General features: G+C 58.3%; 20 protein-coding genes and 4 tRNA genes. 13 read left to right on the top strand and 11 right to left on the bottom strand.

Features of this window, described 5'->3' with window-relative positions:
- Positions 1-140: 140 nt before the first annotated feature.
- Together TU81_RS30480 and TU81_RS08110 are read left to right on the top strand one after the other, a co-directional pair.
- Positions 141-317 (top strand): hypothetical protein, encoded by a 177-nt coding sequence (locus TU81_RS30480; RefSeq protein WP_167344810.1) that lies wholly within the window; start codon positions 141-143, stop codon positions 315-317.
- A gap of 72 nt (positions 318-389) precedes the next feature.
- Positions 390-2,525 (top strand): mechanosensitive ion channel family protein, encoded by a 2,136-nt coding sequence (locus TU81_RS08110; RefSeq protein WP_048394393.1) that lies wholly within the window; start codon positions 390-392, stop codon positions 2,523-2,525.
- A 3-nt stretch (positions 2,526-2,528) separates the two neighbouring features.
- On the opposite strand, the gene TU81_RS08105 is transcribed toward TU81_RS08110, so the two are convergent.
- Positions 2,529-3,242, bottom strand: a complete 714-nt coding sequence (locus TU81_RS08105) for a UTRA domain-containing protein (RefSeq protein ID WP_048394391.1) — start codon at positions 3,240-3,242, stop codon at positions 2,529-2,531.
- A 350-nt stretch (positions 3,243-3,592) separates the two neighbouring features.
- Between TU81_RS08105 and TU81_RS08100 the strand changes: the two genes are divergently transcribed.
- From TU81_RS08100 to TU81_RS08075, 6 genes are all read left to right on the top strand, one after another.
- Entirely contained in the window at positions 3,593-4,657 is a 1,065-nt protein-coding gene (locus TU81_RS08100; RefSeq protein WP_038979758.1) for an ABC transporter substrate-binding protein, read from the top strand.
- A gap of 171 nt (positions 4,658-4,828) precedes the next feature.
- Entirely contained in the window at positions 4,829-5,635 is an 807-nt protein-coding gene (locus tag TU81_RS08095) for an alkaline phosphatase family protein (protein ID WP_048394389.1), read from the top strand.
- A gap of 5 nt (positions 5,636-5,640) precedes the next feature.
- The gene (locus TU81_RS08090) at positions 5,641-6,477 is read left to right on the top strand and encodes an ABC transporter permease (RefSeq protein ID WP_162232622.1); all 837 of its coding nucleotides are present in this window, start codon (positions 5,641-5,643) and stop codon (positions 6,475-6,477) included.
- Complete coding sequence (locus tag TU81_RS08085) at positions 6,464-7,264, top strand: ABC transporter permease (RefSeq protein ID WP_030131666.1); 801 nt, start codon at positions 6,464-6,466, stop codon at positions 7,262-7,264. Before TU81_RS08090 ends, TU81_RS08085 begins: the two co-directional genes overlap by 14 nt.
- Positions 7,261-8,265 (top strand): ABC transporter ATP-binding protein, encoded by a 1,005-nt coding sequence (locus TU81_RS08080; protein ID WP_048394386.1) that lies wholly within the window; start codon positions 7,261-7,263, stop codon positions 8,263-8,265. The genes TU81_RS08085 and TU81_RS08080 overlap by 4 nt, the downstream gene beginning before the upstream one ends.
- A gap of 34 nt (positions 8,266-8,299) precedes the next feature.
- Positions 8,300-8,953 (top strand): HAD family hydrolase, encoded by a 654-nt coding sequence (locus TU81_RS08075; RefSeq protein ID WP_048394384.1) that lies wholly within the window; start codon positions 8,300-8,302, stop codon positions 8,951-8,953.
- Positions 8,954-9,059: 106 nt separating this feature from the next.
- Here TU81_RS08075 and TU81_RS08070 read toward each other — a convergent pair whose 3' ends face one another.
- On the bottom strand, positions 9,060-10,022 hold the full coding sequence (locus tag TU81_RS08070) for a zinc-binding dehydrogenase (RefSeq protein ID WP_048394382.1): 963 nt from the start codon (positions 10,020-10,022) through the stop codon (positions 9,060-9,062).
- A 138-nt stretch (positions 10,023-10,160) separates the two neighbouring features.
- On the opposite strand from TU81_RS08070, the gene TU81_RS08065 reads away from it, so the two are divergent.
- Positions 10,161-12,242: a carboxy terminal-processing peptidase gene (locus tag TU81_RS08065; protein WP_162232620.1), complete on the top strand. Its 2,082-nt coding sequence runs from the start codon at positions 10,161-10,163 to the stop codon at positions 12,240-12,242.
- A gap of 145 nt (positions 12,243-12,387) precedes the next feature.
- Positions 12,388-14,154 (top strand): bifunctional diguanylate cyclase/phosphodiesterase, encoded by a 1,767-nt coding sequence (locus TU81_RS08060; RefSeq protein ID WP_048394378.1) that lies wholly within the window; start codon positions 12,388-12,390, stop codon positions 14,152-14,154.
- A gap of 575 nt (positions 14,155-14,729) precedes the next feature.
- Here the strand turns inward: TU81_RS08060 and TU81_RS08055 are convergent.
- From TU81_RS08055 to TU81_RS08035, 5 genes are all read right to left on the bottom strand, one after another.
- Complete coding sequence (locus TU81_RS08055; protein WP_038979751.1) at positions 14,730-15,137, bottom strand: SEL1-like repeat protein; 408 nt, start codon at positions 15,135-15,137, stop codon at positions 14,730-14,732.
- A complete protein-coding gene (locus TU81_RS08050) occupies positions 15,138-15,509 on the bottom strand; it encodes a hypothetical protein (RefSeq protein WP_007898892.1) in 372 nt (123 codons plus the stop codon).
- The gene (locus tag TU81_RS08045; protein ID WP_030131674.1) at positions 15,506-15,847 is read right to left on the bottom strand and encodes a helix-turn-helix domain-containing protein; all 342 of its coding nucleotides are present in this window, start codon (positions 15,845-15,847) and stop codon (positions 15,506-15,508) included. The genes TU81_RS08050 and TU81_RS08045 overlap by 4 nt, the downstream gene beginning before the upstream one ends.
- 115 nt (positions 15,848-15,962) lie before the next feature.
- Positions 15,963-16,418 carry a YkvA family protein gene (locus TU81_RS08040; protein ID WP_048394375.1) on the bottom strand — a complete coding sequence of 152 codons (456 nt, stop codon included), beginning with the start codon at positions 16,416-16,418 and terminating at the stop codon, positions 15,963-15,965.
- Positions 16,419-16,713: 295 nt separating this feature from the next.
- Positions 16,714-17,427 (bottom strand): FKBP-type peptidyl-prolyl cis-trans isomerase, encoded by a 714-nt coding sequence (locus TU81_RS08035; protein ID WP_038979749.1) that lies wholly within the window; start codon positions 17,425-17,427, stop codon positions 16,714-16,716.
- Positions 17,428-17,697: 270 nt separating this feature from the next.
- Between TU81_RS08035 and TU81_RS08030 the strand changes: the two genes are divergently transcribed.
- Together TU81_RS08030 and TU81_RS08025 are read left to right on the top strand one after the other, a co-directional pair.
- Positions 17,698-19,530, top strand: coding sequence for a di-heme-cytochrome C peroxidase (locus TU81_RS08030; protein WP_048394373.1), 1,833 nt, complete (start codon positions 17,698-17,700; stop codon positions 19,528-19,530).
- 3 nt (positions 19,531-19,533) lie between these two features.
- On the top strand, positions 19,534-20,670 hold the full coding sequence (locus TU81_RS08025; protein WP_048394371.1) for a catalase family protein: 1,137 nt from the start codon (positions 19,534-19,536) through the stop codon (positions 20,668-20,670).
- Positions 20,671-20,968: 298 nt separating this feature from the next.
- Here the strand turns inward: TU81_RS08025 and TU81_RS08020 are convergent.
- The 4 genes from TU81_RS08020 to TU81_RS08005 all read right to left on the bottom strand — a co-directional run bounded on the left by TU81_RS08020 (position 20,969) and on the right by TU81_RS08005 (position 21,509).
- Positions 20,969-21,045, bottom strand: a tRNA-Asp gene (locus TU81_RS08020).
- A 19-nt stretch (positions 21,046-21,064) separates the two neighbouring features.
- Positions 21,065-21,140: transfer RNA gene (locus TU81_RS08015), tRNA-Val, on the bottom strand.
- Between the two features lie 198 nt (positions 21,141-21,338).
- A tRNA-Asp gene (locus TU81_RS08010) sits at positions 21,339-21,415 on the bottom strand.
- An 18-nt stretch (positions 21,416-21,433) separates the two neighbouring features.
- Positions 21,434-21,509: transfer RNA gene (locus tag TU81_RS08005), tRNA-Val, on the bottom strand.
- Between the two features lie 160 nt (positions 21,510-21,669).
- On the opposite strand from TU81_RS08005, the gene rdgC reads away from it, so the two are divergent.
- Positions 21,670-22,590 carry a recombination-associated protein RdgC gene (gene rdgC / locus TU81_RS08000; protein ID WP_038979747.1) on the top strand — a complete coding sequence of 307 codons (921 nt, stop codon included), beginning with the start codon at positions 21,670-21,672 and terminating at the stop codon, positions 22,588-22,590.
- Positions 22,591-22,623 lie beyond the last annotated feature (33 nt).

The following is a 22,623-nucleotide window of genomic DNA, read 5'->3' as shown; positions in this document are numbered from 1 at the left end:
TCTTTTGATCTTGATTTTCAGCACATTTGAAGCAGCCAAGATCAAAAGATCGCAGCCTGCGGCAGCTCCTACACACATCACCTCCGCTCGTCCGAAAGCCGCCTAGACTTGCAATACCCCTCTCCGACAAGGCTGTCACCATGATCTCGATGTCTTCGTTCCACTCCATGCTGATCCCGATTCTTTCCGGGATGATCATGCTGGCCATCGGCTTCAACTTTCGCGACAAGAACGTTGGTGTGTTCGCGATGTGGGTCGGCATGCTGATGATCCTCGCCACCGTGATCTACAAGATCCTCGCCAAACTCAACGAATAAATCCTCGCGCCTGGCTCGCATTGATTTTGACGGGCTCGTACACTCGGCCGATTCGTTCATCCGAGGTTGACCGTGTTCGCTCGTCTTTTTGCCCTGCCGTGTTTGTTCCTTGTCTGCCTGATGACACTGCTGCCGATGGCACCTGCCCAGGCGGTCAGTTTGCCGGGGCTGCTCAATGGCTCGGCAAAAACCCAGCCGCAAGCACAAGAGCCGCTGGGGCAATCGCTGGACGAAGTCATCAAGTCTCTGGAAAACGATCAGCAGCGCACCCAGCTACTGACGGACCTGAAAAAACTGCGCGACGTCACCCAAAAGGCTCAGCCAACCACCGAAGAAGGCGTGCTGGGCCTGATCGGCGGCACCCTGGCCGGTTTCGAAAAGCAATTTTCCGGCGCCGATAGCCCTCTCAATCGCTGGTCCGAAGAGGTCGATCTGGCCAAGGATGAACTGGCGGCGCTGATGCTGCCGGCCAATGAATGGCTGCCGATCATCTTCGCGTTCGCTGTGATCCTGATGGTCTGGAGCCTGCTGGCCGCCGCCCTGATCTGGCTCGGCCACCGGGTGCGCATGCGCTTTGGCCTGACCGAAGAATTACCGCAACACCCCAAGGCGCTGGACATGCTGCGCTTCGCCTTGCGCAAACTCGGGCCGTGGTTGATTGCCTTGGTCATGACGGTTTACATGACCTACGCCCTGCCTTCGTCATTGGGCAAAAGCCTGGCCATGGTGCTGGCCTATGCGCTGGTGGTCGGCACCTGTTTCTCGGCGATCTGCGTGATCGCGTTTTCCGTGCTGGATGGCCCGCATCGCCACCGCGCCTTGTTCATTCTGCGGCATCAGGCTTTCCGCCCGTTGTGGCTGATCGGCAGTTTCGCCGCCTTCGGTGAAGCCCTGAGCGACCCCCGTCTGGTTGAAAGTCTCGGCAGTCACTTGGCCCATACAGCAGCGACGTTCGCCAATGTGCTCGCGGCGATCGCCACTGGTTATTTCGTTCTGCGTTTCCGTCGGCCCATCGCGCACTTGATCCGCAACCAACCGCTGTCCCGGCGCCTGACTCGCCGGGCCTTGAGCGACACGATCGAAATCCTCGGCACCTTTTGGTATCTGCCAGCGCTGGTGCTGGTGGGCATCTCGCTGTTCGCCACCTTCGTCTCTGCCGGTGACACCAGCACGGCCTTGCGTCAATCACTGATCTGCACCGTGCTGCTGGTGTTGTGCATGGTCATCAATGGGTTGGTGCGCCGCCATTCACTGAAACCGCAACGCAGCGTGAAACGCCACGCGCTGTATTCGGATCGCCTGAAAAGCTTTTTCTACACCCTCGCCCATCTGCTGGTGTGGCTGGCATTCATCGAGCTCGGCCTGCGGGTCTGGGGCATGTCGCTGATCCGCTTCACCGAAGGCGAAGGCCATGAAGTCAGCGTCAAACTGTTCAGCCTCGGTGGCACGCTGATTTTTGCCTGGCTGATCTGGATCCTCAGCGACACCGCCGTGCATCACGCCCTCACCCGCTCGCGCAAAGGCCAGGCCAATGCCCGCGCGCAGACGATGATGCCGCTGATCCGCAACGTACTGTTCGTGGCGATTTTCATCATTGCGCTGATCGTCGCCCTGGCGAACATGGGCATGAACGTCACGCCGTTGCTGGCCGGTGCCGGCGTAATCGGTCTGGCCATCGGTTTCGGCGCGCAGTCACTGGTGGCTGACCTGATCACCGGGCTGTTCATCATCATCGAAGACTCCCTGGCCATCGACGACTACGTGGACGTCGGCGGCCACCTGGGCACGGTCGAAGGCCTGACCATCCGCACCGTACGCCTGCGGGACATCGACGGCATCGTCCACACCATTCCGTTCAGCGAAATCAAAAGTATCAAGAACTACTCCCGGGAATTCGGCTACGCGATCTTCCGGGTGGCGGTGCCCTCCAACATGGACATCGACGAGGCGATCAAACTGATGCGCGAAGTCGGCCAGAAAATGCGCACCGACCCGCTGCAACGGCGAAACATCTGGTCGCCGCTGGAGATTCAGGGGGTAGAAAGTTTCGAGTCCGGCAACGCGATTCTTCGCGCACGCTTCAAGACTGCGCCGATCAAACAGTGGGAAGTTTCCCGGGCGTTCAACCTGTCGCTCAAGCGGCATCTGGATGAAGCCGGGCTGGATCTGGCGACGCCGCGCATGAGTGTGCACGTCGCCAAGGAATAGAACTCAAACCACATCCACCCCGACATGAATCGCATCATGTCGCCAAAATTCCAGGTCACAATCGATCAACCGCTGGTGGTGATCGTAATTGACCCGGGCAATCCGCAACCCCGGGCTGCCCACCGACACGCGCAAAGCCGCCGCTGCGTCCACCGACAACGCCGTCGGCACAATCTCGAAGCGCACCCGCCCGTAATGCAAGTCGTAATGCCGGGCATAGAGTTCGGTCATCGACTGATTCAGATCGAAGTCCAGAATCCCCGGGAAATACTGCGGGTTCAGGTAGTGCTCCACATACAACACCAATCTCCCGTCAATCCGTCGCGAGCGGCAGATCTGGATCACGCTCGACAGCGCCGGCAACTGCAACCAGGCACACACCGCCGCCGACGCAGGCTGCAAGCGCGCCGAAATTACCTCGGTGGACGGCACCCGCCCTTGGGCACTGACCATCGCGTGAAAGTGGCTGCGCTGCATCAGGTTATAAGCCAGTCGCGGTGGTGACACGAACCAGCCGCGTCGCTCCTCGCGATAAATCTGGCCCTGGGCCTCCAGCTGCAATAAAGCCTCACGCACGGTGATCCGCGTGGTACCGAACAACTCACTGAGCTTGCGCTCTGCCGGCAACTTGCTCCCGGGCGCCAACAGGCCGTGGTCGAGCTGTTCCTGCAGAACCTGCCCGATGGCTGTCACCGCTTTGGTGGTCTCGATGCGCATCAACGTTACCTATCTGGACTAGACCAGCACTGATTCAGGGCGGAACCGTGATTCAAATCGGTTCCTTCAACTGCCTGCAAGCCTAGGCACTGCACATGACTGACAGATGACAAAGCCGCCGAACGGTTGCGCCAGACACCTGCAATTTTATGGCCAAGTCCCTTTCATATCAGCTCTTTAGCGATGGTCTACGCTTATCTCGCACCCCGCGTATCCGAGCGCAGAAAATTCAGGCCGACCGGTCGTCGACATCAAAATGTCATCCAACCCGCCTAAATTGGCTCAGGTATTGCTGACCTAGACCAACACAACCGCAATCGCAGCGTTGAAAACGCCCAAAGGAGCTTCGGATGAAACAGTTTTTCCTGGCATCACTGTTAGGCTCGACCATTGCCCTGTGCACCTCCGCCATGGCGGCGGATGATCTGAAAACCCTGGAAGCCGCTGCGAAAGCGGAAGGCGCAGTCAACAGCGTCGGCATGCCCGATGACTGGGCCAACTGGAAAGGCACCTGGGAAGACCTGGCCAAGAAATATGGCCTGAAACACATCGACACCGACATGAGCTCGGCCCAGGAAATCGCCAAGTTCGCCGCCGAAAAAGACAACGCCAGCGCCGATATCGGTGACGTCGGTGCCGCCTTCGGTCCGATCGCGGTCAAGCAGGGCGTGGTGCAACCTTATAAGCCAACTACTTGGGAACAGATTCCGGATTGGGCCAAGGACAAGGACGGTAACTGGGCGCTGGCCTACACCGGCACCATCGCGTTTATCGTCAACAAAAAACTGCTGCACGGTTCTGAAGCACCGACCAAATGGGCCGACCTCAAGACTGGCAAGTACAAAGTTTCCATCGGTGATGTAAGCACCGCCGCACAAGCTGCCAACGGCGTACTGGCCGCCGCCCTCGCCAACGGTGGTGACGAGAAAAACATTCAGCCAGCCCTGTTGCTGTTCGCTGACATCGCCAAGCAAGGCCGCCTGTCCATGGCCAACCCGACGATTGCCACGATGGAAAAGGGTGAAATCGAAGTCGGCGTGGTCTGGGACTTCAACGGTCTGAGTTACAAGGCCAAGATGGCGAATCCGGATGACTACGTCGTGCTGATTCCATCCGACGGCTCGGTGATTTCCGGTTACACCACCATCATCAACAAATACGCGAAGAACCCGAACGCCGCCAAGCTGACCCGCGAATACATCTTCAGCGATGCCGGCCAAATCAACCTGGCGAAAGGCAACGCCCGCCCGATCCGCGCCGAGCACATCAAACTGCCGGAAGACGTGAAGGCCAAACTGCTGCCAAATGAGCAGTACAAAAAGGTCACGCCAATCAAAGACGCCGATGCATGGGAAAAGACCTCCAAGTCGCTGCCGCAGAAGTGGCAGGAAGAAGTCATCATCAACATGCCGTAACACCGTAGATCCCCATTCGGGGATCTGATGGAGATTCATTGTAGGAGCGAGGCTTGCCCGCGAAGAGGGACTGACATTCAACATTGATGTTGGCTGACAGTCCGCCTTCGCGAGCAAGCTTCGCTCCTACAGGCTTGACGATATTCACTGTTTTTGCGGAGTCCCAGCCCTATGAAGCACAACGTCATCCTTGTCGTGCTCGACGGCCTCAATTACGAAGTCGCGCGCCACGCCATGGGGCATCTGCAGGCTTACGTTGGCGCAGGACGCGCGGCACTCTACAAGTTGGAGTGCGAACTGCCGGCCCTGTCCCGACCACTTTACGAATGCATCCTGACCGGCGTTACGCCGATCGTCAGCGGTATCGTTCACAACAACGTCTCGCGCCTGTCCAACCAGCGCAGCATCTACCATTACGCCACCGACGCAGGCCTGAAAACCGCGGCCGCGGCCTATCACTGGGTCAGCGAGTTGTATAACCGTTCGCCATTCGTGGCCGCCCGGGATCGTCACACCGACGACCCCAAACTGCCGATCCAGCACGGTCACTTCTACTGGAACGACCACTACCCGGACTCGCACCTGTTCGCCGATGCGGAAAACTTGCGCCTGCGCCACGCGCCGAACTTTTTATTGGTCCACCCCATGAACATCGACGACGCCGGGCACAAGCACGGCCTCGACACCTCGCAGTACCGCAACAGCGCTCGCTCAGCCGACATCATCCTTGCCGATTACCTGCAAGGCTGGCTCGACGCCGATTACCAGGTGCTGGTGACGGCCGACCACGGCATGAACAACGACCGCTCGCACAACGGCCTCCTGCCCGAAGAACGCGAAGTGCCACTGTTCGTCCTCGGCGATGCCTTCAGCTTCAACCAAAACGCCGCACCGAAACAAACCGAAATCTGCGGCACCGTCTGCGAACTGTTGGGCGTGCCCCACGACAAACCTGTGTGCCGGGAGCTGCTCAAGTGAACGCCATGACCCGCGGTAAATGGCTCGCCGTTCTGTGCCTGGTGCCCTTTGCGATTTTCTTCTTCGTGTTCCAGATCGCCCCGCTGCTCTGGATAATGATCAACAGCCTGGAATCGGAAGAGTTCGGCTGGGGCCTTGCCAACTTCAGCAAAATCTTCAACTCAAAGTTCTATTTGCAGGCGATCCAGTACAGCCTCGAGATCAGTTTCTGGTCCAGCGTGTTCGGCATCATCATCGCCATACTCGGCGCCTACTCCCTGCGCCGGGTCGACTCGAAACTGCGCAACTTCGTCAACGCCTTCGCCAACATGACCAGCAACTTCTCCGGCGTACCCCTGGCCTTCGCGTTCATCATTTTGCTGGGGTTCAACGGCAGCATTACCATCATGCTCAAACAAGCCGGGATCATTCAGGACTTCAACCTGTACTCGAAAACCGGGCTGATCATTCTCTACACCTACTTCCAGATTCCCCTGGGCGTGCTGCTGCTCTACCCGGCCTTCGACGCCTTGCGCGAAGACTGGCGTGAATCCGCCGAATTGCTCGGCGCCAATGGCTGGCAGTTCTGGCGGCATATCGGTTTGCCGGTGTTGACCCCGGCGCTGCTCGGCACCTTTGTAATCCTGCTGGCCAACGCCCTCGGCGCGTATGCCACGGTCTACGCCCTGACCACCGGCAACTTCAACGTGTTGCCGATCCGCATCGCGGCGATGGTCTCCGGTGACATTTCCCTCGACCCGAACATGGCCAGCGCCTTGGCCGTGGTGCTGGTGGCGTTGATGACCGTTGTGACCATCGTGCATCAGTTGCTGTTGAAGAGGAGCTACCATGTCTCGCGCTGAATTGGGGCCTGTCGGTGTCTATCACCGCGTCGTGGTGTATTTGCTGTTTGCCATTCTGTTGTTGCCGCTGATCGGAACGCTGATCTACTCGATCTCCAGCAGTTGGTCCGCGACGATCATGCCCAGCGGTTTTACCTTCAAGTGGTACATCCAGCTGTGGAGTGATCCGCGCTTTCTCAACGCATTCGGTCAATCGTTACTGGTCTGCGTCGGCTCGCTGATTCTGTCGGTGGTGCTGATTCTGCCGCTGCTGTTCGTGGTGCATTACCACTTCCCGAAACTCGACGCATTGATGAACATTCTGATCCTGCTGCCCTTCGCGGTGCCGCCGGTGGTGTCGTCGGTGGGGTTGCTGCAGCTCTACGGTTCGGGGCCGTTCGCGATGGTCGGTACGCCGTGGATTCTGATCGGCTGCTATTTCACCGTGGCGCTGCCGTTCATGTACCGGGCGATTACCAATAACCTGCAAGCGATCAACCTGCGCGACCTGATGGACGCCGCGCAACTGCTCGGCGCCAGCACTTGGCAAGCGGCATTCCTGGTGGTGCTGCCGAACCTGCGCAAAGGTCTGATGGTGGCGTTGCTGCTGTCGTTCTCGTTCCTGTTCGGTGAGTTCGTGTTCGCCAACATCCTCGTCGGCACCCGCTACGAAACTCTGCAGGTCTACCTCAACAATATGCGTAACAGCAGCGGCCACTTCACCAGTGCAGTGGTGATCTCCTACTTCTTCTTTGTGCTGGTTCTGACCTGGGCTGCCAATATCTTGAACAAGGACAAAAGCGAATGAGCTATGTGAGCGTCCAACACCTGCAAAAAAGCTACTCTCAAATAGGGCAGTCTGGCACCACGGTATTCAGCGACATCAACTGCGAAATCAAGAAAGGCGAATTCGTCACCCTTCTCGGCCCGTCCGGTTGCGGCAAGTCCACCCTGCTGCGTTGCATCGCCGGCCTGACCTCGGTGGATGGCGGCAAGATCCTGCTGGAAGGTCAGGACCTCGTTCCGCTGAGCCCGCAAAAACGCGGGATCGGCATGGTGTTCCAGAGTTATGCGCTGTTCCCGAACATGACCGTGGAGCAGAACGTCGCCTTCGGCTTGCGCATGCAGAAGGTCAACGCCGACGACAGCCACAAGCGCGTCGACGAAGTGCTGGCACTGGTGGAGCTCAAGGACTTCGCCGCCCGCTACCCACATCAATTGTCCGGTGGCCAATGCCAGCGTGTCGCCCTGGCCCGCTCGCTGGTGACCCGGCCTCGGTTGTTGTTGCTGGATGAACCGCTATCGGCGTTGGACGCGCGGATTCGCAAGCACCTGCGCGAACAGATCCGTCAGATCCAGCGCGAACTGGGCCTGACCACGATCTTTGTCACTCACGATCAGGAAGAAGCCCTGACCATGTCTGATCGAATCTTCCTGATGAACGAGGGAAAGATCGTACAGAGTGGCGATGCCGAAACCCTTTACACCGCGCCAGTCGATGTTTTTGCCGCAGGCTTCATCGGCAACTACAACCTGCTGGACGCCGACAGCGCGACGAAACTGTTGCAACGACCGATCACCCATCGCCTCGCCATTCGCCCGGAAGCCATCGAGCTAAGCCTCAACGGCGAGCTCGACGCTCAGATTCGCAGCCACAGCCTGTTGGGCAACGTGATTCGCTATCGGGTCGAAGCCCGGGGCGTGGAATTGGTGGTGGATGTGCTGAACCGTTCGGCGGCCGACCTGCATCCCGATGGTCAGCGCCTGGCGCTTTCCATCGATCCGACGGCCCTGTGTGAGGTAGCCTGATGACTCTGCTGATGTTGAAGAGAGAACTGCACTGATGGCCCTGGCAATTTTTGATCTGGACGAAACCCTGATCCACGGCGACTGCGCCACCCTCTGGAGCGAGCAAATGGGCCGCCTGGGCTGGGTCGATCCCGAGTCGTTCATGCGTCAGAACAACGAACTGATGGACGCTTACAGCCACGGCAAGTTGCGCATGGAAGAGTACATGGACTTCAGCCTGGAACCGATGATCGGTCGCACACCGGAGGAGGTCGAGCACTTGGTGGGGCCTTGGGTGGAAGATTTTATCGAACCGATCATCTTCAGCGACGCCACCAAAGCCATTGCCGCCCACCGCAAGGCCGGCGACCGGATTCTGGTGATCTCGGCCTCAGGCACGCATTTGGTCAAGCCGATTGCCGACCGTTTGGGCATCGACGAGATTCTCGGCATCGAACTGGAAGTGGCGCACGGGGTGTACAGCGGCAATACCCTTGGCACGTTGACCTACCGCGAGGGCAAGATCACCCGGTTGCTGGAATGGCTGGATGCCGAAGAGGAAAATCTGGAAGGCGCGAGTTTTTATTCCGACTCTCGCAACGATTTGCCGCTGCTGCTGAAGGTGGATTTCCCGCATGTGGTGAACCCCGATCCGGTCCTGCTTGAGCATGCCGAAAAGGCCGGTTGGCCGATCCATATCTGGAAGTAATCCAAATCCTGTGGGAGCGGGCTTGCCCGCGATTCAGGCGACGCGGTGTGTCTTTCATACCGCGTCATCGTTCATCGCGGGCAAGCCACGCTCCCACAGGTGAGTGTCAAACCAGGCTGTCGTCGATCACCAATACCAGTTTGCCGGACACCTTATTAGTCGCCAGTTCCGCAAACGCCGCTTCGGCATCCTTGATCGCAAATGTCCTGGCCAGTTGCGGGCTCAAACGCCCTTCGGCAAACAGTGGCCAGACATGCTGGCTGAGATCACTGAACAAATCGGCCTTGAACTGCTCGTCGCGATTGCGCAGGGTCGACCCCAGCAGTTGCACCCGCTTGGCCAATACCTGCGCCAGATCCAGCTGCGCCTCACGACCGCCCATCAAGCCAATCAGCACCCATCGACCATCGCGAGCCAGCAGCTTGAGGTTCAACGCCGCATAGTTGCCACCCACCGGGTCGAGGATCACGTCGAACGGCGCAAGATCATTCAAGCTGTCCAGATCGCCATTGCGCACTACGCCACCCTGTGCGCCCAACGTTTCGCAGTAAGCCAGACGCTCGGCGGAACCGACGCTGACCCAGCACGGGTTACCAAACGCCTTGCACAGCTGAATGGCAGCTGAACCGATTCCACTGGCTCCGGCGTGCAGGAGAACTTTCTCACCCGGTTTGAGCGCAGCCAGTTGAAACAAATTCAGCCAAACGGTCGCATACACTTCCGGCAATGCTGCCGCCTCGGCCAGGGACAAACCTTCGGGAACTGGCAACACATGCCGTCCGTCGACAACTACCTCTTCGGCCATCCCGCCCCCGGCCAGCAAGGCGCAAACCCGATCGCCGACCTGCCAGGAAGAGCCCGGGCCGACCTCGCTGATCACCCCCGAACACTCAAGACCCAGTACTTGACTGGCCCCCGGCGGTGGCGGATATAGCCCCGCCTTCTGTAACAAATCGGCGCGATTGAGTCCTGCTGCCGCCACCCGGATGCGAACTTGTCCTACATCGCACGTAGGACTCGGCTCTTCAACCCACTCCACTCGCCCCTCAACGCCTTGCAATGCTTTCACAGTGCCTCCATAGTGAGTCTGGACTGAGCCCGAAGCTGTAGCGCCGGGCTTTTTGCATTATGCGACCGGTCCTTGTGGATCCGGCGACTTCAAAGACGGCCTAATATGCGTTATCAATTGTCACCGCGTCGAATCAGCATGAAGCATCTGCTCCCCAGCACCGCCCTCGCTCTTGTCCTTGGTCTCGGTCTTTTGCCGATGTCGAGCAATTCGTTCGCAGCCAACAGCTGGGACAAGCTTCAGCCCGATCGTGACGAAGTAATCGCCAGTCTGAACGTCGTCGAATTGCTCAAGCGTCACCATTACAGCAAACCACCGCTTGACGATGCACGCTCCGTGATCATCTACGACAGCTATATCAAGCTGCTGGATCCATCGCGCAGCTACTTCATGGCCAGCGATATTGCCGAATTCGACAAATGGAAAACCCAGTTTGACGACTTCCTCAAAAGCGGCGACCTGAACGCCGGGTTCACCATCTACAAGCGCTACCTGGACCGCGTCAAGGCGCGTCTGGACTTTGCCCTTGCCGAGCTGAACAAAGGCGTCGACAAGATCGACTTCACCGCCAAGGAAACCTTGCTGGTCGATCGCAAGGATGCCCCTTGGCTCAAGACCACCGCCGAGCTGGACGACCTGTGGCGCAAACGCGTCAAGGACGAAGTGCTGCGGATGAAGATCTCCGGCAAAGAGTCGAAGCAGATTCAGGAAACCCTGACCAAGCGTTACAAGAATCAGTTGTCGCGTCTGGACCAGACCCGCCCGGAAGACATCTTCCAGGCGTACATCAACACCTTCGCCATGTCCTACGACCCGCACACCAACTATCTGTCGCCGGATAACGCGGAAAACTTCGACATCAACATGAGCCTGTCCCTCGAGGGCATCGGTGCCGTGTTGCAGAGCGATAACGATCAAGTGAAAGTCGTGCGCCTGGTGCCTGCCGGCCCAGCCGACAAGACCAAGCAAGTTGCACCGGCCGACAAGATCATCGGCGTGGCCCAGGGCAACAAAGAAATGGTCGACGTAGTCGGCTGGCGCCTGGACGAAGTGGTCAAACTGATTCGTGGTCCGAAAGGCACCGTGGTGCGCCTGGAAGTGATCCCGGCCAGCAATGCGCCGAACGACCAGACCACCAAGATCGTGCCAATCACCCGCGAAGCGGTGAAGCTCGAAGACCAGGCGGTGAAGAAGTCGGTCCTCAACCTCAAGCAGGATGGCAAGGACTACAAGCTCGGCGTCATCGAGATCCCGGCCTTCTACCTGGATTTCAAGGCTTTCCGTGCCGGCGATCCGGACTACAAGAGCACCACTCGCGACGTCAAGAAGCTACTGACCGAGCTGCAGAAAGACAAAGTCGACGGCGTGGTCATCGACCTGCGCAACAACGGCGGCGGTTCCTTGCAGGAAGCCACCGAGCTGACCAGTCTGTTCATCGACAAAGGTCCGACCGTACTGGTGCGTAACGCCGACGGCCGGGTCGATGTGCTGGAAGATGAAAATCCGGGCGCATTCTACAAAGGCCCGATGGCGTTGCTGGTCAACCGTTTGTCCGCCTCGGCTTCGGAGATCTTCGCCGGCGCCATGCAGGACTACCACCGCGCGCTGATTATCGGCGGCCAGACCTTCGGCAAAGGCACCGTGCAGACCATTCAGCCGCTGAACCATGGCGAACTGAAACTGACCCTGGCCAAGTTCTACCGGGTTTCCGGTCAGAGCACCCAGCATCAGGGCGTGCTGCCGGACATCGATTACCCGTCGATCATCGACACCAAGGAAATCGGCGAAAGCGCCCTGCCGGAAGCCATGCCGTGGGACACTATCCGTGCGGCCATCAAGCCTGCGCTTGACCCGTTCAAGCCGTACATCACGCAGCTCAAGTCCGAGCATGACGTGCGCACGGCCAAGGACGCGGAGTTCGTGTTCATCCGCGACAAACTGGCCCTGGCGCAGAAGTTGATGAGCGAAAAAACCGTCAGCCTCAATGAAGCTGACCGTCGTGCACAACACGCCGATATCGAAGCCAAGCAACTGGCCATGGAAAACATCCGTCGCAAGGCCAAGGGCGAAGAGCCGCTCAAAGAGCTGAAGAAAGAAGACGAGGATGCCATCGCGGCCGAGCAGGACAAGACCAAGCCAGAAGACGATGCTTATCTGAGCGAGACCGGGCGGATTCTGCTGGATTACTTGAAACTCAACACCGCGGTTGCCAAGCACTAAGTTGTTACAAGCAAGATGATGGCAATTTAATGTTGACGCTCCCCTGAGCGTCATCAAACAGTCATCATTCTGTCGTGAAATACAGGACTGGGCGTGCTCTTTAACGAGAGCACGCCCAGTCCTTTTTTTATCGCCAGAGAACGCCATGACCACGACCGAACAGCTGAGTGCCTTGAGCTCAATACTGACTCAAAGCGGTTTGCACAGCCTGTTCCAGCCGATCATTTCCCTCTCCAAACGACGTATCATCGGCTACGAAGCCCTCAGCCGTGGCCCCTCCAACAGTCCGTTGCACTCCCCCATCGCCCTGTTCTCGGTAGCCCGCCAGGCCGGTCGCCTCAGCGAACTGGAGATCGCTTGCCGTCAAAGTGCTTGCCGCCGTTTCAATGAACAGCAACTGCCCGGCAAACTCTTCCTCAATGTGTCCCCGGAATCCCTGCTCGAAGCCGCCCACCAACCCGGGCGCACTCTGCAACTGCTGCAGGATTTCGGCATACCACCGAGCCAGGTGGTGATCGAACTCACCGAACAGACCCCGACCGACGACTTCCAGTTACTGCAAAACGCGCTGCATCACTATCGGGCGATGGGCTTTTCCATTGCGCTGGATGATCTGGGTGCCGGTTATTCGAGCTTGCGGCTCTGGTCTGAATTGCGGCCGGATTACGTCAAGATCGATCGGCACTTTATCGATGGCATTCACCAGGACGCGCTCAAGCGTGAGTTCGTCGGCTCGATCCTGCAGATCGCGAAAGCTTCGCGGGCAAAAGTGATCGCCGAAGGCATCGAATTGCCGGAAGAACTCGCCGTGCTGACCGAAATGGGCATCGATCTGGTCCAGGGTTATCTGCTCTGCCGGCCCCAGGAGCATCCGCCCCGCGATGCCCGAACCTTGATGCCCAAACCAAACAGCGTCGCCGCGATACTGAACGAGGAAGTCAGTGACCTCAGCGCCCTGCTCAACGACCAACCGGCGGTGACCAGCGACACCCCGACCGCCACCGTGCTGGAAGCCTTCCGCCGCCAAGCCAATTTGAACTCCCTGGCGGTGCTCGACGAACAGGGTCAGCCCTGCGGCATCGTCCACCGTCATTCGCTCTCGGACGCCCTGCTCAAACCCTTTGCCACCGACCTGTTCGCCCGCAAGCCCATCAGCCGCTTGATGAGCGACGACTTCCTCGCCGTGGAGCTGAGCCAGTCGCTGCAACAGGTCAGCCGCCTCATCACCAGCCGCGCCCGTCAGCGCATCGAAGAAGACTTCATCATCACCCTCAACGGCGGCTATCTGGGGCTGGGCCGAGTGATCGACGTGCTCAAATTGATTACGGAACTGAAAATCCAGCAAGCCCGCTACGCCAACCCGCTGACCCTGCTACCGGGCAACGTACCGATCCAGCAATGCCTGACACGGCTGCTGCAACAGAAACGGGAATCGGTGATCTGCTACGTGGACATCGACAGCTTCAAACCCTTCAACGACATCTACGGCTACGGTCGCGGGGATGAAGTCCTACTGTGCCTGGCGCAATGCCTGAACGACCGCGTCGACCCGTCCCGCGACTTCGTCGGCCATATCGGCGGCGATGACTTCCTGCTGGTCCTCGGCCCGGAAGACTGGCGCAAACGCCTGAATCAACTGCTGGACGACTTCCACAGCCAATGCCGACGCTTTTACCGCAGCGAACACCTGGAAGCCGGCTGCTTCATCGCCCCCAACCGGCAAGGCGTAAGACAGGAATTTCCGTTGTTGTCCCTGTCCATCGGTGTGGTGCATTTGCATCCACAGGCTTGCGGACAACTCGATGCAAGTCAGTTGGCGGAAATGGCATCGCAGGCCAAGCATCACGCGAAGAATGTGCCGGGGTATAGCGTGCATGTGATTGATAGCCTGGCGGTGCCCGGGATTACTTGACCAGATCAGCCTCGCTCCCACAGGTTTTGTGTCGTACGCAATATTCACAAACGACACAAAACCTGTGGGAGCGAGGCTTGCCCGCGAAGAGGCCCGCTCAGGCACCACAAATTTCCAGGACTAATCCGTCACTAGACAATGCGGTGGCGGCTGTACGCAGGTGTGGAAGACCAGGACGTTAGGCACCCGCGCACTCGAAAGCGCCCCGCGCACAGCCACCATAAAACACAGACGATAAAACACGCCGAGCTGGTGGCGCTTGCTGCGCCTAACGATAGAAGGGCTTCCACGCCCTGTCACTGAATTTGCAGTGACAACCCCAAGACTATCGATGGAGCGCATCGCGCACCAGTTCATGAAAACCGCTACAACTTGAAGGAAATCTCCAATGGATCTGCCCGGCAATAAACACGCGAAACTTTGCGGGGGATCAATCAGGAAAAAAGTCAGGAAAGGATGATGTGGATGTAGGTCGATTCGCTAATGATCACTCCATTAATCAACAAGCAGGCAAAAACGCAAACGTGGCGGGAGGTTTCCCTCACGCCACGTTCGTTTATCAGACACACAATTGTTTAATCTGCAGAACCGCGAGACGCCAATTCTTTCAATTTGAGTTCGGCCAGCGGATGCCCGGCCTTCGCCGCCATTTCCCACCAGCGAGCCGCTTCAGCCGGATCAGGCGCCTTGCTCGGCGTTCCGGTCAGGCTGATCACGCCAACCTGATAGGCCGCCTTGCCATCCCCCGCCAACGCGGCCAGGCGCAGTAATCGCACACCTTCCTCGCGAGCCCCAAGACCGACGCCGCGAAAGGCCAGAATGTGGCCGTAGAAGCTCTGGGCGCCGACATCACCCAGGTTCGCCATGCGGGCGAACTGGCCCTCGAGCCAGCTCCAGCCTCGCGGCTGACGCACGAACCACGACCAGTGAAACAACCGGCGGGCCAGCCAGTAACTGGCCCGCGCCTTGAGTCGTAAAAACACTCAGGCTTCCGCCGACTCGGGGTACTCGTATTCAAACACTCGCACCACTTCCGAGGCATGCCAGGACGCGGCAGCCACGCCATCGGACGGGCCGGAAAAGCGCCCGAGACGCTCGACACATTCGAAGAAGCCGGTGCGCGGCAAGCGGCTGGCGCCCTGGCTGATCACCAACGAGCTGCGCAACGGCTGCTCGGCTCTGGCATCCAGCGCCGCCAGATGTTCAAGGGCTGCGGTCAAGGTTTGCATGGCCGGCGTGGGTAGCTGCAAACGCTCCAGCAACGCCCGATAAGTCAAAAGATGGCGCTGACGACGCGCCTGATCCAGCTCCCCCAACAATCCATCCCAATGTTGACGACTGATGCGTACGCTCACGATTCATCCCTCCATCCTGGCACCGTCAATTCCCAGGCGAGGCTGCGGCGAATAGCAGCGTCAGGTTGACGCTCACCGCTTTCGATCAAGGCGAGATATGACGGGCTGATGCCTACCGTGCGGGCCAGCGCCTCAATGGCGATGCCCTTCCCTTCGCGCAAATTGCGTAGTTGATCCAGACCCGGAAGAATCTGGTCTGGTGCCGCCGCGGGAGGCACTGTGGCGTCACGCGGTGGTTGTTGCTTGATGCCTGCTGCTTTCAGTAGAGCCTGATACTGAGCCCATGGCAGAACCGCATATTCGGGTTCGCCTTCGCGTGTAATTATCTGAATATCCATGACTACCCCGTAGGACAACGACACTGAGCGAGTCGGCGCTTTTCCTTAGAAGTGTAATCCTAACAGCGGCCAAGGTCGCGGGGGGGTATGAATATCTGGAGGATTCTGAATTGGCTCAGTTTTTTTTCGGGCCCTGCAGCTGTAATTGTTCGGGGGTATCAGGCAAGCGTTCGACTACCGCGAGCTTCTCCGGCAGCTGACGCTTGCGCCAGGCGCGGAAGGCGTTGAGCTCGTCATCGAGGACTTTCATCAACCAGGCCAGCACGGCGATGTCGTCGAGCATGCCGAACATCGGGATGAAATCCGGGATTGCATCTACGGGGCTCAGGAAATACATCAGGCCGGCCACCACCGAAAGCAGTGCTTTCGGGCTGATGGCCCGGTATTCGCCACGCCAGTAAGCCAGGCAGAGTGCCTGCAACAGGCGCAGATCGTCTTTGAGCTTACCCAGACGATTACCCTGGCTGGCCCCTTTGCTGGCAACCGCGAACAGCAGGGTCGGCAAACGACCACGGGCGAGCAGGCGTCCGGCCAGAGGCAGGAAACGAGCAAAATTCCAGGGCGTTTTCATTTGTTCCTCCCGCTGAAATGTTATCCACACAAATTGTGGATAACCTTGTGAACAGAGCTGCATTTCACCGCTGAAAGCCCCGTTTCATAAGGGCCTGACTCAGATCGGGCGTTTTTTACTCACATAAAAAAACCCCAAGATTTCATTGACTTGGCGTTCTGGCCCGTCTAGCTCGGGCGCCCTCACTGGCTATGACTTCAGCGTACCGTATCCGTTCGCTTTGTTTACCTCCACTGAACGCCAGATGCAACAACGCCCCGCATAAGCGAGGCGTTGTTTTTAGAGCAGACGCGAATTACTTGGCGGCGTCTTGTTTTGCTGGATCCTTGATGGCCAGCAGCTCCAGGTCAAATACCAGCACCGAGTTGGCTGGAATCGCAGGGCTTGGGCTTTGGGCGCCGTAAGCCAGTTCGCTAGGGATGTACAGTTTGTACTTCTCGCCAACGTGCATCAGTTGCAGGCCTTCAACCCAACCCGGAATCACACCGCTGACCGGCAGATCGATCGGGCTGCCGCGCTCGACGGAGCTGTCGAAAACGGTGCCGTTGGTCAATTTACCAGTGTAGTGAACAGTCACTACGTCGGTCGGCTTAGGCTGAGCGCCGTCGGCCTTCTGGACCACTTCATATTGCAGGCCGGAAGCCGTGGTGGTGACACCGGCTTTCTTGCCGTTCTCTTCGAGGAATTTCTTGCCGGCGGCTGCCGACTCTTCGCTCATTTTGGCCAAACGCTCTTCAGCACGCTTTTGCAGTGCTGCGAAGGCTTCAACCAGTTCTTCATCCTTCAGTTTCTGTTCTTTCTTGCCGACGGCATCTTCGATGCCTTGGGCTACAGCTTTGGAATCCAGGTCATCCATGCCTTCCTGAGCCAGGCTTTTGCCCATGTTCAGGCCGATACCGTAGGAAGCTTTTTGCGCCGGGGTTTTCAGCTCTACGCTGGTCTGCGAATCACAACCCGCAAGTACCAGGCCAACCAGGGCCACCGCCGCCGCCAACCGATGCTGTTTCATGCTATTTCCTTGTTCATGCGCCTAAAGGGCAATCGAGTAAAGCCGCGAGCTTATCAGGCCGCCACGACCAATGGCTACCGGCATGAGAGCAGGAAACGTCTGATAAGTTCAGGTGTTTAAACGCATTTCGGCTATAGAACGATGAAGCTTCTGTCATTTGGCTCTTACAGACTCAAGGGCCGGTTCCCACAGCCTCTGGCGTAATGGCCTCTTGCCGCACTTCGTCAGCTGAGGCATAAGAGAAGCTACAAATTGACAAGGATGTTTATCTTGCGCCTCATATTCCGTTTGCTGATGCTGATCGCAGTACTGCTGGGGCTTGGCCTCGCCGTGGTGCTGTACTATGTCGCCAACCCGAAATTGCCAGCCTGGTCACCGGCGCAACAGGTGAATTACCTGGAGCAATGGAGCGCCGCCGACCGCCAGGCTTACTACTTCACGCCTCAGGGTACCCAGGTCAAAGGCTTGCGTTATGACTGGTTCAACGCCCTGGAATTGCCCTTCTCGCAAAAACGATTCGCCGCTCCTGAATACCTCGCACGCTTTGGTTTTCTGATCGACCCAAGCCAGAAAGCCACGCCGAACAACCCTGGTAACCTGCCCGTCGGTTTTGCCCGTCATCAAAACCCCGGCAGCCAGGACGAGTTTCTGGACATCACCTGCGCCGCCTGCCACACCGGCGAATTGCGCTTCAATGGCCAGGCCGTGCGCATCGATGGCGGCTCGGCCCAGCATGTATTGCCGTCCAGCGTTCCTACGCTGCGAGGTGGCAGTTTCGGACAAGCATTGGTCGCCAGTCTGACCTCGACTTACTACAACCCCTGGAAATTCGAACGTTTCGCACGCAACGTTCTGGGGCAGGACTACGAGGCACGGCATCAACAGCTGCGCCAGGATTTCAAAGTATCCCTCGATACCTTCCTGAAGGTGGCCTGGAACGACACCCATCGCGGCCTCTACCCCACCGAAGAAGGTCCCGGCCGCACCGATGCCTTCGGGCGTATTGCCAACGCCAGCTTCGGCGACGCGATTTCACCCGCCAACTACCGCGTGGCCAACGCGCCGGTGGACTACCCGCAACTGTGGGATATGTGGACCTTCGACTGGGTGCAGTGGAACGGTTCGGCGCAGCAACCGATGGCCCGTAATATCGGTGAAGCCTTGGGTGTGGGCGCCACGCTGAATTTCTTCGACAGCAGCGGGCAGCCGCTCAAGGGCGACGACCGCTACCCGTCCAGCGTCCGGGTACGTGATCTGCACCGGATCGAAGAAACCCTGCAACGACTCAAACCGCCCGCCTGGCCGGAAGCCCTGCTGGGCAATATCGACAAGCCCTTGGCTGCAAAAGGCCGCGAACTGTTCGCTGAAAACTGCGCCGGGTGTCATGTCCCCCGCGTCACCCAAAGCGACGGCAGACCCGTGCAACATCTGAAATTGCTGCCTGTGGGGGTGATTGGCACAGACCCCGGCGCCGCCAACAATATTGCTGATCACCGCTTCGACCTGACGGCCTTGCAGTGGGATCCGGCAGAGCTTGCGCAACTGGACGTACAACTGCACCCAACACCCACAGAACCCTTGGATATGAGCCAGTTGTCCGTGGCTAAGGGACTGGCTTACGTCACTGCTTTCGTGGGCAATCAGGCCTACCGCGAAGCCAATGTGACACCCGCAGAGCGCCCGAACCTGGACGGATTCGGCCTGCCGATCGGCGTTCAAGAGTTGCGTAGCTATAAAGCCCGACCACTGGCGGGCGTCTGGGCGACGCCGCCGTTTTTGCATAACGGTTCGGTACCGAGCATTTATCAACTGCTCTCGCCACAAAGTGAACGCGCGCCCACGTTCTACAAGGGCACCTTTGAATACGACCCCAAACATTTGGGCTATCGCACCGAAGCCTTCACCAATGGTTTTGTGTTCGACACGCGCATCACCGGTAATCACAACAGCGGCCACGAGTTCCGCGCAGGTGAGCGCGGTAACGGCGTCATTGGTCGTCTGCTGCAACCGGAGGAACGCTGGGCGCTGCTGGAATACCTGAAAGTGTTGGGCGGCCCGATGGAGTCGCAATTGCCAGACCGCCGTCTCAGTCAAAAGGATTGACCCATGCTGATTACTCTCTGGCTGCGCCTGGGCGCCTTCCTCGGCAAAACCCTGCTGTGGTTGCTGGGTCTGGGCCTGCTCGGCTGGGCGCTGCTCATGGCCTGGTCCACCTGGCAACATCGCGGCCCGGTATCGGCTGAAGAATTGATTCCGGACGGCGAAGCGGCAATGACCCAGGACATCATCCAGACGGCCGTGCGTATCGTCGATCAACACCGTGAAAGCACCCGCTACCTGCGCGATGCCCATGCCAAGGCCCATGGCTGCGTGAAGGCCGAGGTTCAGGTGCTGCCGGATCTGGCAACGGAGTTACGTCAAGGCGTGTTCAGCGAACCGGGCAAAACCTGGCAAGCAATGATGCGGCTGTCCAACGGCAATGCGTATCCGCAGTTCGACAGCATCCGCGATGCCCGGGGCATGGCGATCAAACTGTTCGATGTGCCTGGTAAACAGCTGCTGAGTGACCGACAAGGACACAGCGAACAGGATTTCGTGATGTTCAACCATCCGAACTTCTTTGTCAGCGATGTCGCCGAGTATCGTCAGAATGTGGCCGCCCAGGCTGACGGCAAAAAAGCGATGGCGTTCTTCCCAGGCTGGGACCCGCGCACCTGGCAGGTTCGCCATCTGTTTATTGCGCTGGCGACGCTCTCCCCTGCCCCAGCAAGCCCGACGCAGACCACTTACTTTTCGGTTTCGCCATACAAGTTCGGTGACGCCAACGCCAAATTCCGGGTGATGCCAGATCCTGATAGCTGCCCGGTCTACGCGCTGCCCACGCAAAATCAAAACCTGCCGAACTTCCTGCGCAGTGCGCTGAACCAGCAGCTGTCGACTGATCGGGTGCCGGCGTGTTTCGTCTTGCAGATTCAGCGCCAGGATGCGGGCAAGTACATGCCGATCGAAGACACCAGTATAGAGTGGAGCGAAAGTGACGCGCCCTTCGAAACCGTGGCCCGGATCAAACTGCCTGCCCAGGATTTCGACACCCCGGCGCTGAACCTGCAATGCGACAACCTGTCGTTCAACCCATGGTTCGGCCTTGAAGCCCATAGGCCGATTGGCGGGATCAACCGGTTGCGCAAAGCGGTGTACGAGGCCATCAGCGACTACCGACACAGTCGTAACGCCGAACAATAGGCAAGGCAGAAACGAAAAACGAGATCCGAACAGGTCAACGCCTGTCAGTTACGCGCGGAACCTGTGGGAGCGGGCTTGCCCGCGATAGCGACCTGTCTGACACATCAATGGTGAATGTGCTGCAGTCATCGCGGGCAAGCCCGCTCCCACAGGGATTTCGCGTAACTGACTAGTATTACCCGAACAGGTCGATCTTTCAGTGGAAGGCCAGCACAAAGCCAAATCCCAGACAGCAAAAAGCCCGCATTAAGCGGGCTTTCTGTGGTGATCTGGCGTTCAGCGTTCCAGATACCGAATATGGCGCAGCGGACGGGACTCGAACCCGCGACCCCCGGCGTGACAGGCCGGTATTCTAACCGACTGAACTACCGCTGCGCGTAGCGTTGAAAGTAAGTGGTGGGTGATGACGGGATCGAACCGCCGACATTCTGCTTGTAAGGCAGACGCTCTCCCAGCTGAGCTAATCACCCTTTACCTTCGTTGCGGGGCGCATTGTGCCACAGATTTTCATAAAGTGTTGATTTAATTGATAAAAAATCAAAAAAATCTGAAAACCAGTAAAACGACACACCCTGCAGGAACTACAGTCAAACAACAGACAGAAAAAAACCCGCGTTAGCGGGCTTTTCCGTGGTGACCTGGCGTTCAGCGTTCCAGGTTACCGAATATGGCGCAGCGGACGGGACTCGAACCCGCGACCCCCGGCGTGACAGGCCGGTATTCTAACCGACTGAACTACCGCTGCGCGTAACACTAAAGCGAATGGTGGGTGATGACGGGATCGAACCGCCGACATTCTGCTTGTAAGGCAGACGCTCTCCCAGCTGAGCTAATCACCCTTCACTTTCGGTGTGGCGCGCATTCTACGGAGCGACCCAACCTCTGGCAAGCACTTTTTTAATTAATTTTCTCAGGCCTTCCAAAGGCTTAGAGAAGGGTTGGCCTATGGCACCACGAAGACAATAATGCCCCCCTTTGTATAAAGGAGAGACTCACCCCATGTGGTTCAAAAACCTGCTTATCTATCGCCTGACCCAAGATCTGCCTTTTGATGCCGAGGCGTTGGAAACTGCACTGGCCACCAAACTGGCGCGTCCATGTGCAAGCCAGGAGTTGACCACCTACGGTTTCGTCGCGCCATTCGGTAAGGGCGAAGACGCGCCGCTGGTGCACATCAGCGGCGACTTCTTGCTGATCGCTGCTCGTAAGGAAGAACGCATTCTGCCGGGCAGCGTCGTACGTGACGCGGTGAAGGAAAAGGTCGAAGAGATCGAAGCCGAACAAATGCGCAAGGTCTATAAAAAGGAACGCGACCAGATCAAGGATGAAATCATCCAGGCTTTCCTGCCCCGCGCCTTTATCCGTCGCTCGTCGACCTTCGCCGCCATCGCGCCGAAACAGGGCCTGATCCTGGTTAACTCGGCTAGCCCGAAACGTGCCGAAGACCTGCTGTCTACCCTGCGCGAAGTGATCGGCTCGCTGCCAGTACGTCCGCTGACGGTGAAGATGTCGCCAACCGCCACCATGACCGAATGGGTCACCACCCAGAAAGCCGCGGATGATTTCTTCGTGTTGGACGAGTGCGAACTGCGCGACACACACGAAGACGGCGGCATCGTGCGCTGCAAGCGTCAGGACCTGACCAGCGAAGAAATCCAGTTGCACCTGAGCACCGGCAAAGTGGTCACTCAACTGTCGCTGGCCTGGCAGGACAAACTGTCGTTCGTGCTTGACGACAAAATGGTGGTCAAGCGCCTGAAGTTCGAAGACCTGCTGCAGGATCAGGCGGAACAGGACGGTGGCGACGAAGCCCTCGGCCAACTGGATGCCAGCTTTACCCTGATGATGCTGACCTTCGGCGACTTCCTGCCGTCGATGGTTGAAGCGTTGGGTGGTGAAGAGACGCCACAGGGTATCTAAGCCGACGCACAGTCTAAATGTGGGAGCGGGCTT

Origin of the sequence: Pseudomonas lini, assembly GCF_001042905.1 — a bacterium.
GTDB lineage: Bacteria > Pseudomonadota > Gammaproteobacteria > Pseudomonadales > Pseudomonadaceae > Aquipseudomonas > Aquipseudomonas lini.
The sequence above is the reverse complement of the archived record's forward strand: the minus strand, read 5'-3'. Positions and strand labels throughout refer to the sequence as shown.

Excerpts from the sequence above, each read along its gene's own strand:
- TU81_RS08045 (WP_030131674.1), bottom strand. The coding sequence starts at position 15,847 with ATGGATATTCAGATAATTACACGCGAAGGCGAACCCGAATATGCGGTT.
- TU81_RS08025 (WP_048394371.1), top strand. The coding sequence starts at position 19,534 with ATGCTGATTACTCTCTGGCTGCGCCTGGGCGCCTTCCTCGGCAAAACC.
- TU81_RS08075 (WP_048394384.1), top strand. The coding sequence starts at position 8,300 with ATGGCCCTGGCAATTTTTGATCTGGACGAAACCCTGATCCACGGCGAC.
- TU81_RS08060 (WP_048394378.1), top strand. The coding sequence starts at position 12,388 with ATGACCACGACCGAACAGCTGAGTGCCTTGAGCTCAATACTGACTCAA.
- TU81_RS08085 (WP_030131666.1), top strand. The coding sequence starts at position 6,464 with ATGTCTCGCGCTGAATTGGGGCCTGTCGGTGTCTATCACCGCGTCGTG.
- TU81_RS30480 (WP_167344810.1), top strand. The coding sequence starts at position 141 with ATGATCTCGATGTCTTCGTTCCACTCCATGCTGATCCCGATTCTTTCC.
- TU81_RS08035 (WP_038979749.1), bottom strand. The coding sequence starts at position 17,427 with ATGAAACAGCATCGGTTGGCGGCGGCGGTGGCCCTGGTTGGCCTGGTA.
- TU81_RS08100 (WP_038979758.1), top strand. The coding sequence starts at position 3,593 with ATGAAACAGTTTTTCCTGGCATCACTGTTAGGCTCGACCATTGCCCTG.
- TU81_RS08080 (WP_048394386.1), top strand. The coding sequence starts at position 7,261 with ATGAGCTATGTGAGCGTCCAACACCTGCAAAAAAGCTACTCTCAAATA.
- TU81_RS08065 (WP_162232620.1), top strand. The coding sequence starts at position 10,161 with ATGAAGCATCTGCTCCCCAGCACCGCCCTCGCTCTTGTCCTTGGTCTC.
- TU81_RS08090 (WP_162232622.1), top strand. The coding sequence starts at position 5,641 with ATGACCCGCGGTAAATGGCTCGCCGTTCTGTGCCTGGTGCCCTTTGCG.
- rdgC (WP_038979747.1), top strand. The coding sequence starts at position 21,670 with ATGTGGTTCAAAAACCTGCTTATCTATCGCCTGACCCAAGATCTGCCT.
- TU81_RS08095 (WP_048394389.1), top strand. The coding sequence starts at position 4,829 with ATGAAGCACAACGTCATCCTTGTCGTGCTCGACGGCCTCAATTACGAA.
- TU81_RS08105 (WP_048394391.1), bottom strand. The coding sequence starts at position 3,242 with ATGCGCATCGAGACCACCAAAGCGGTGACAGCCATCGGGCAGGTTCTG.
- TU81_RS08040 (WP_048394375.1), bottom strand. The coding sequence starts at position 16,418 with ATGAAAACGCCCTGGAATTTTGCTCGTTTCCTGCCTCTGGCCGGACGC.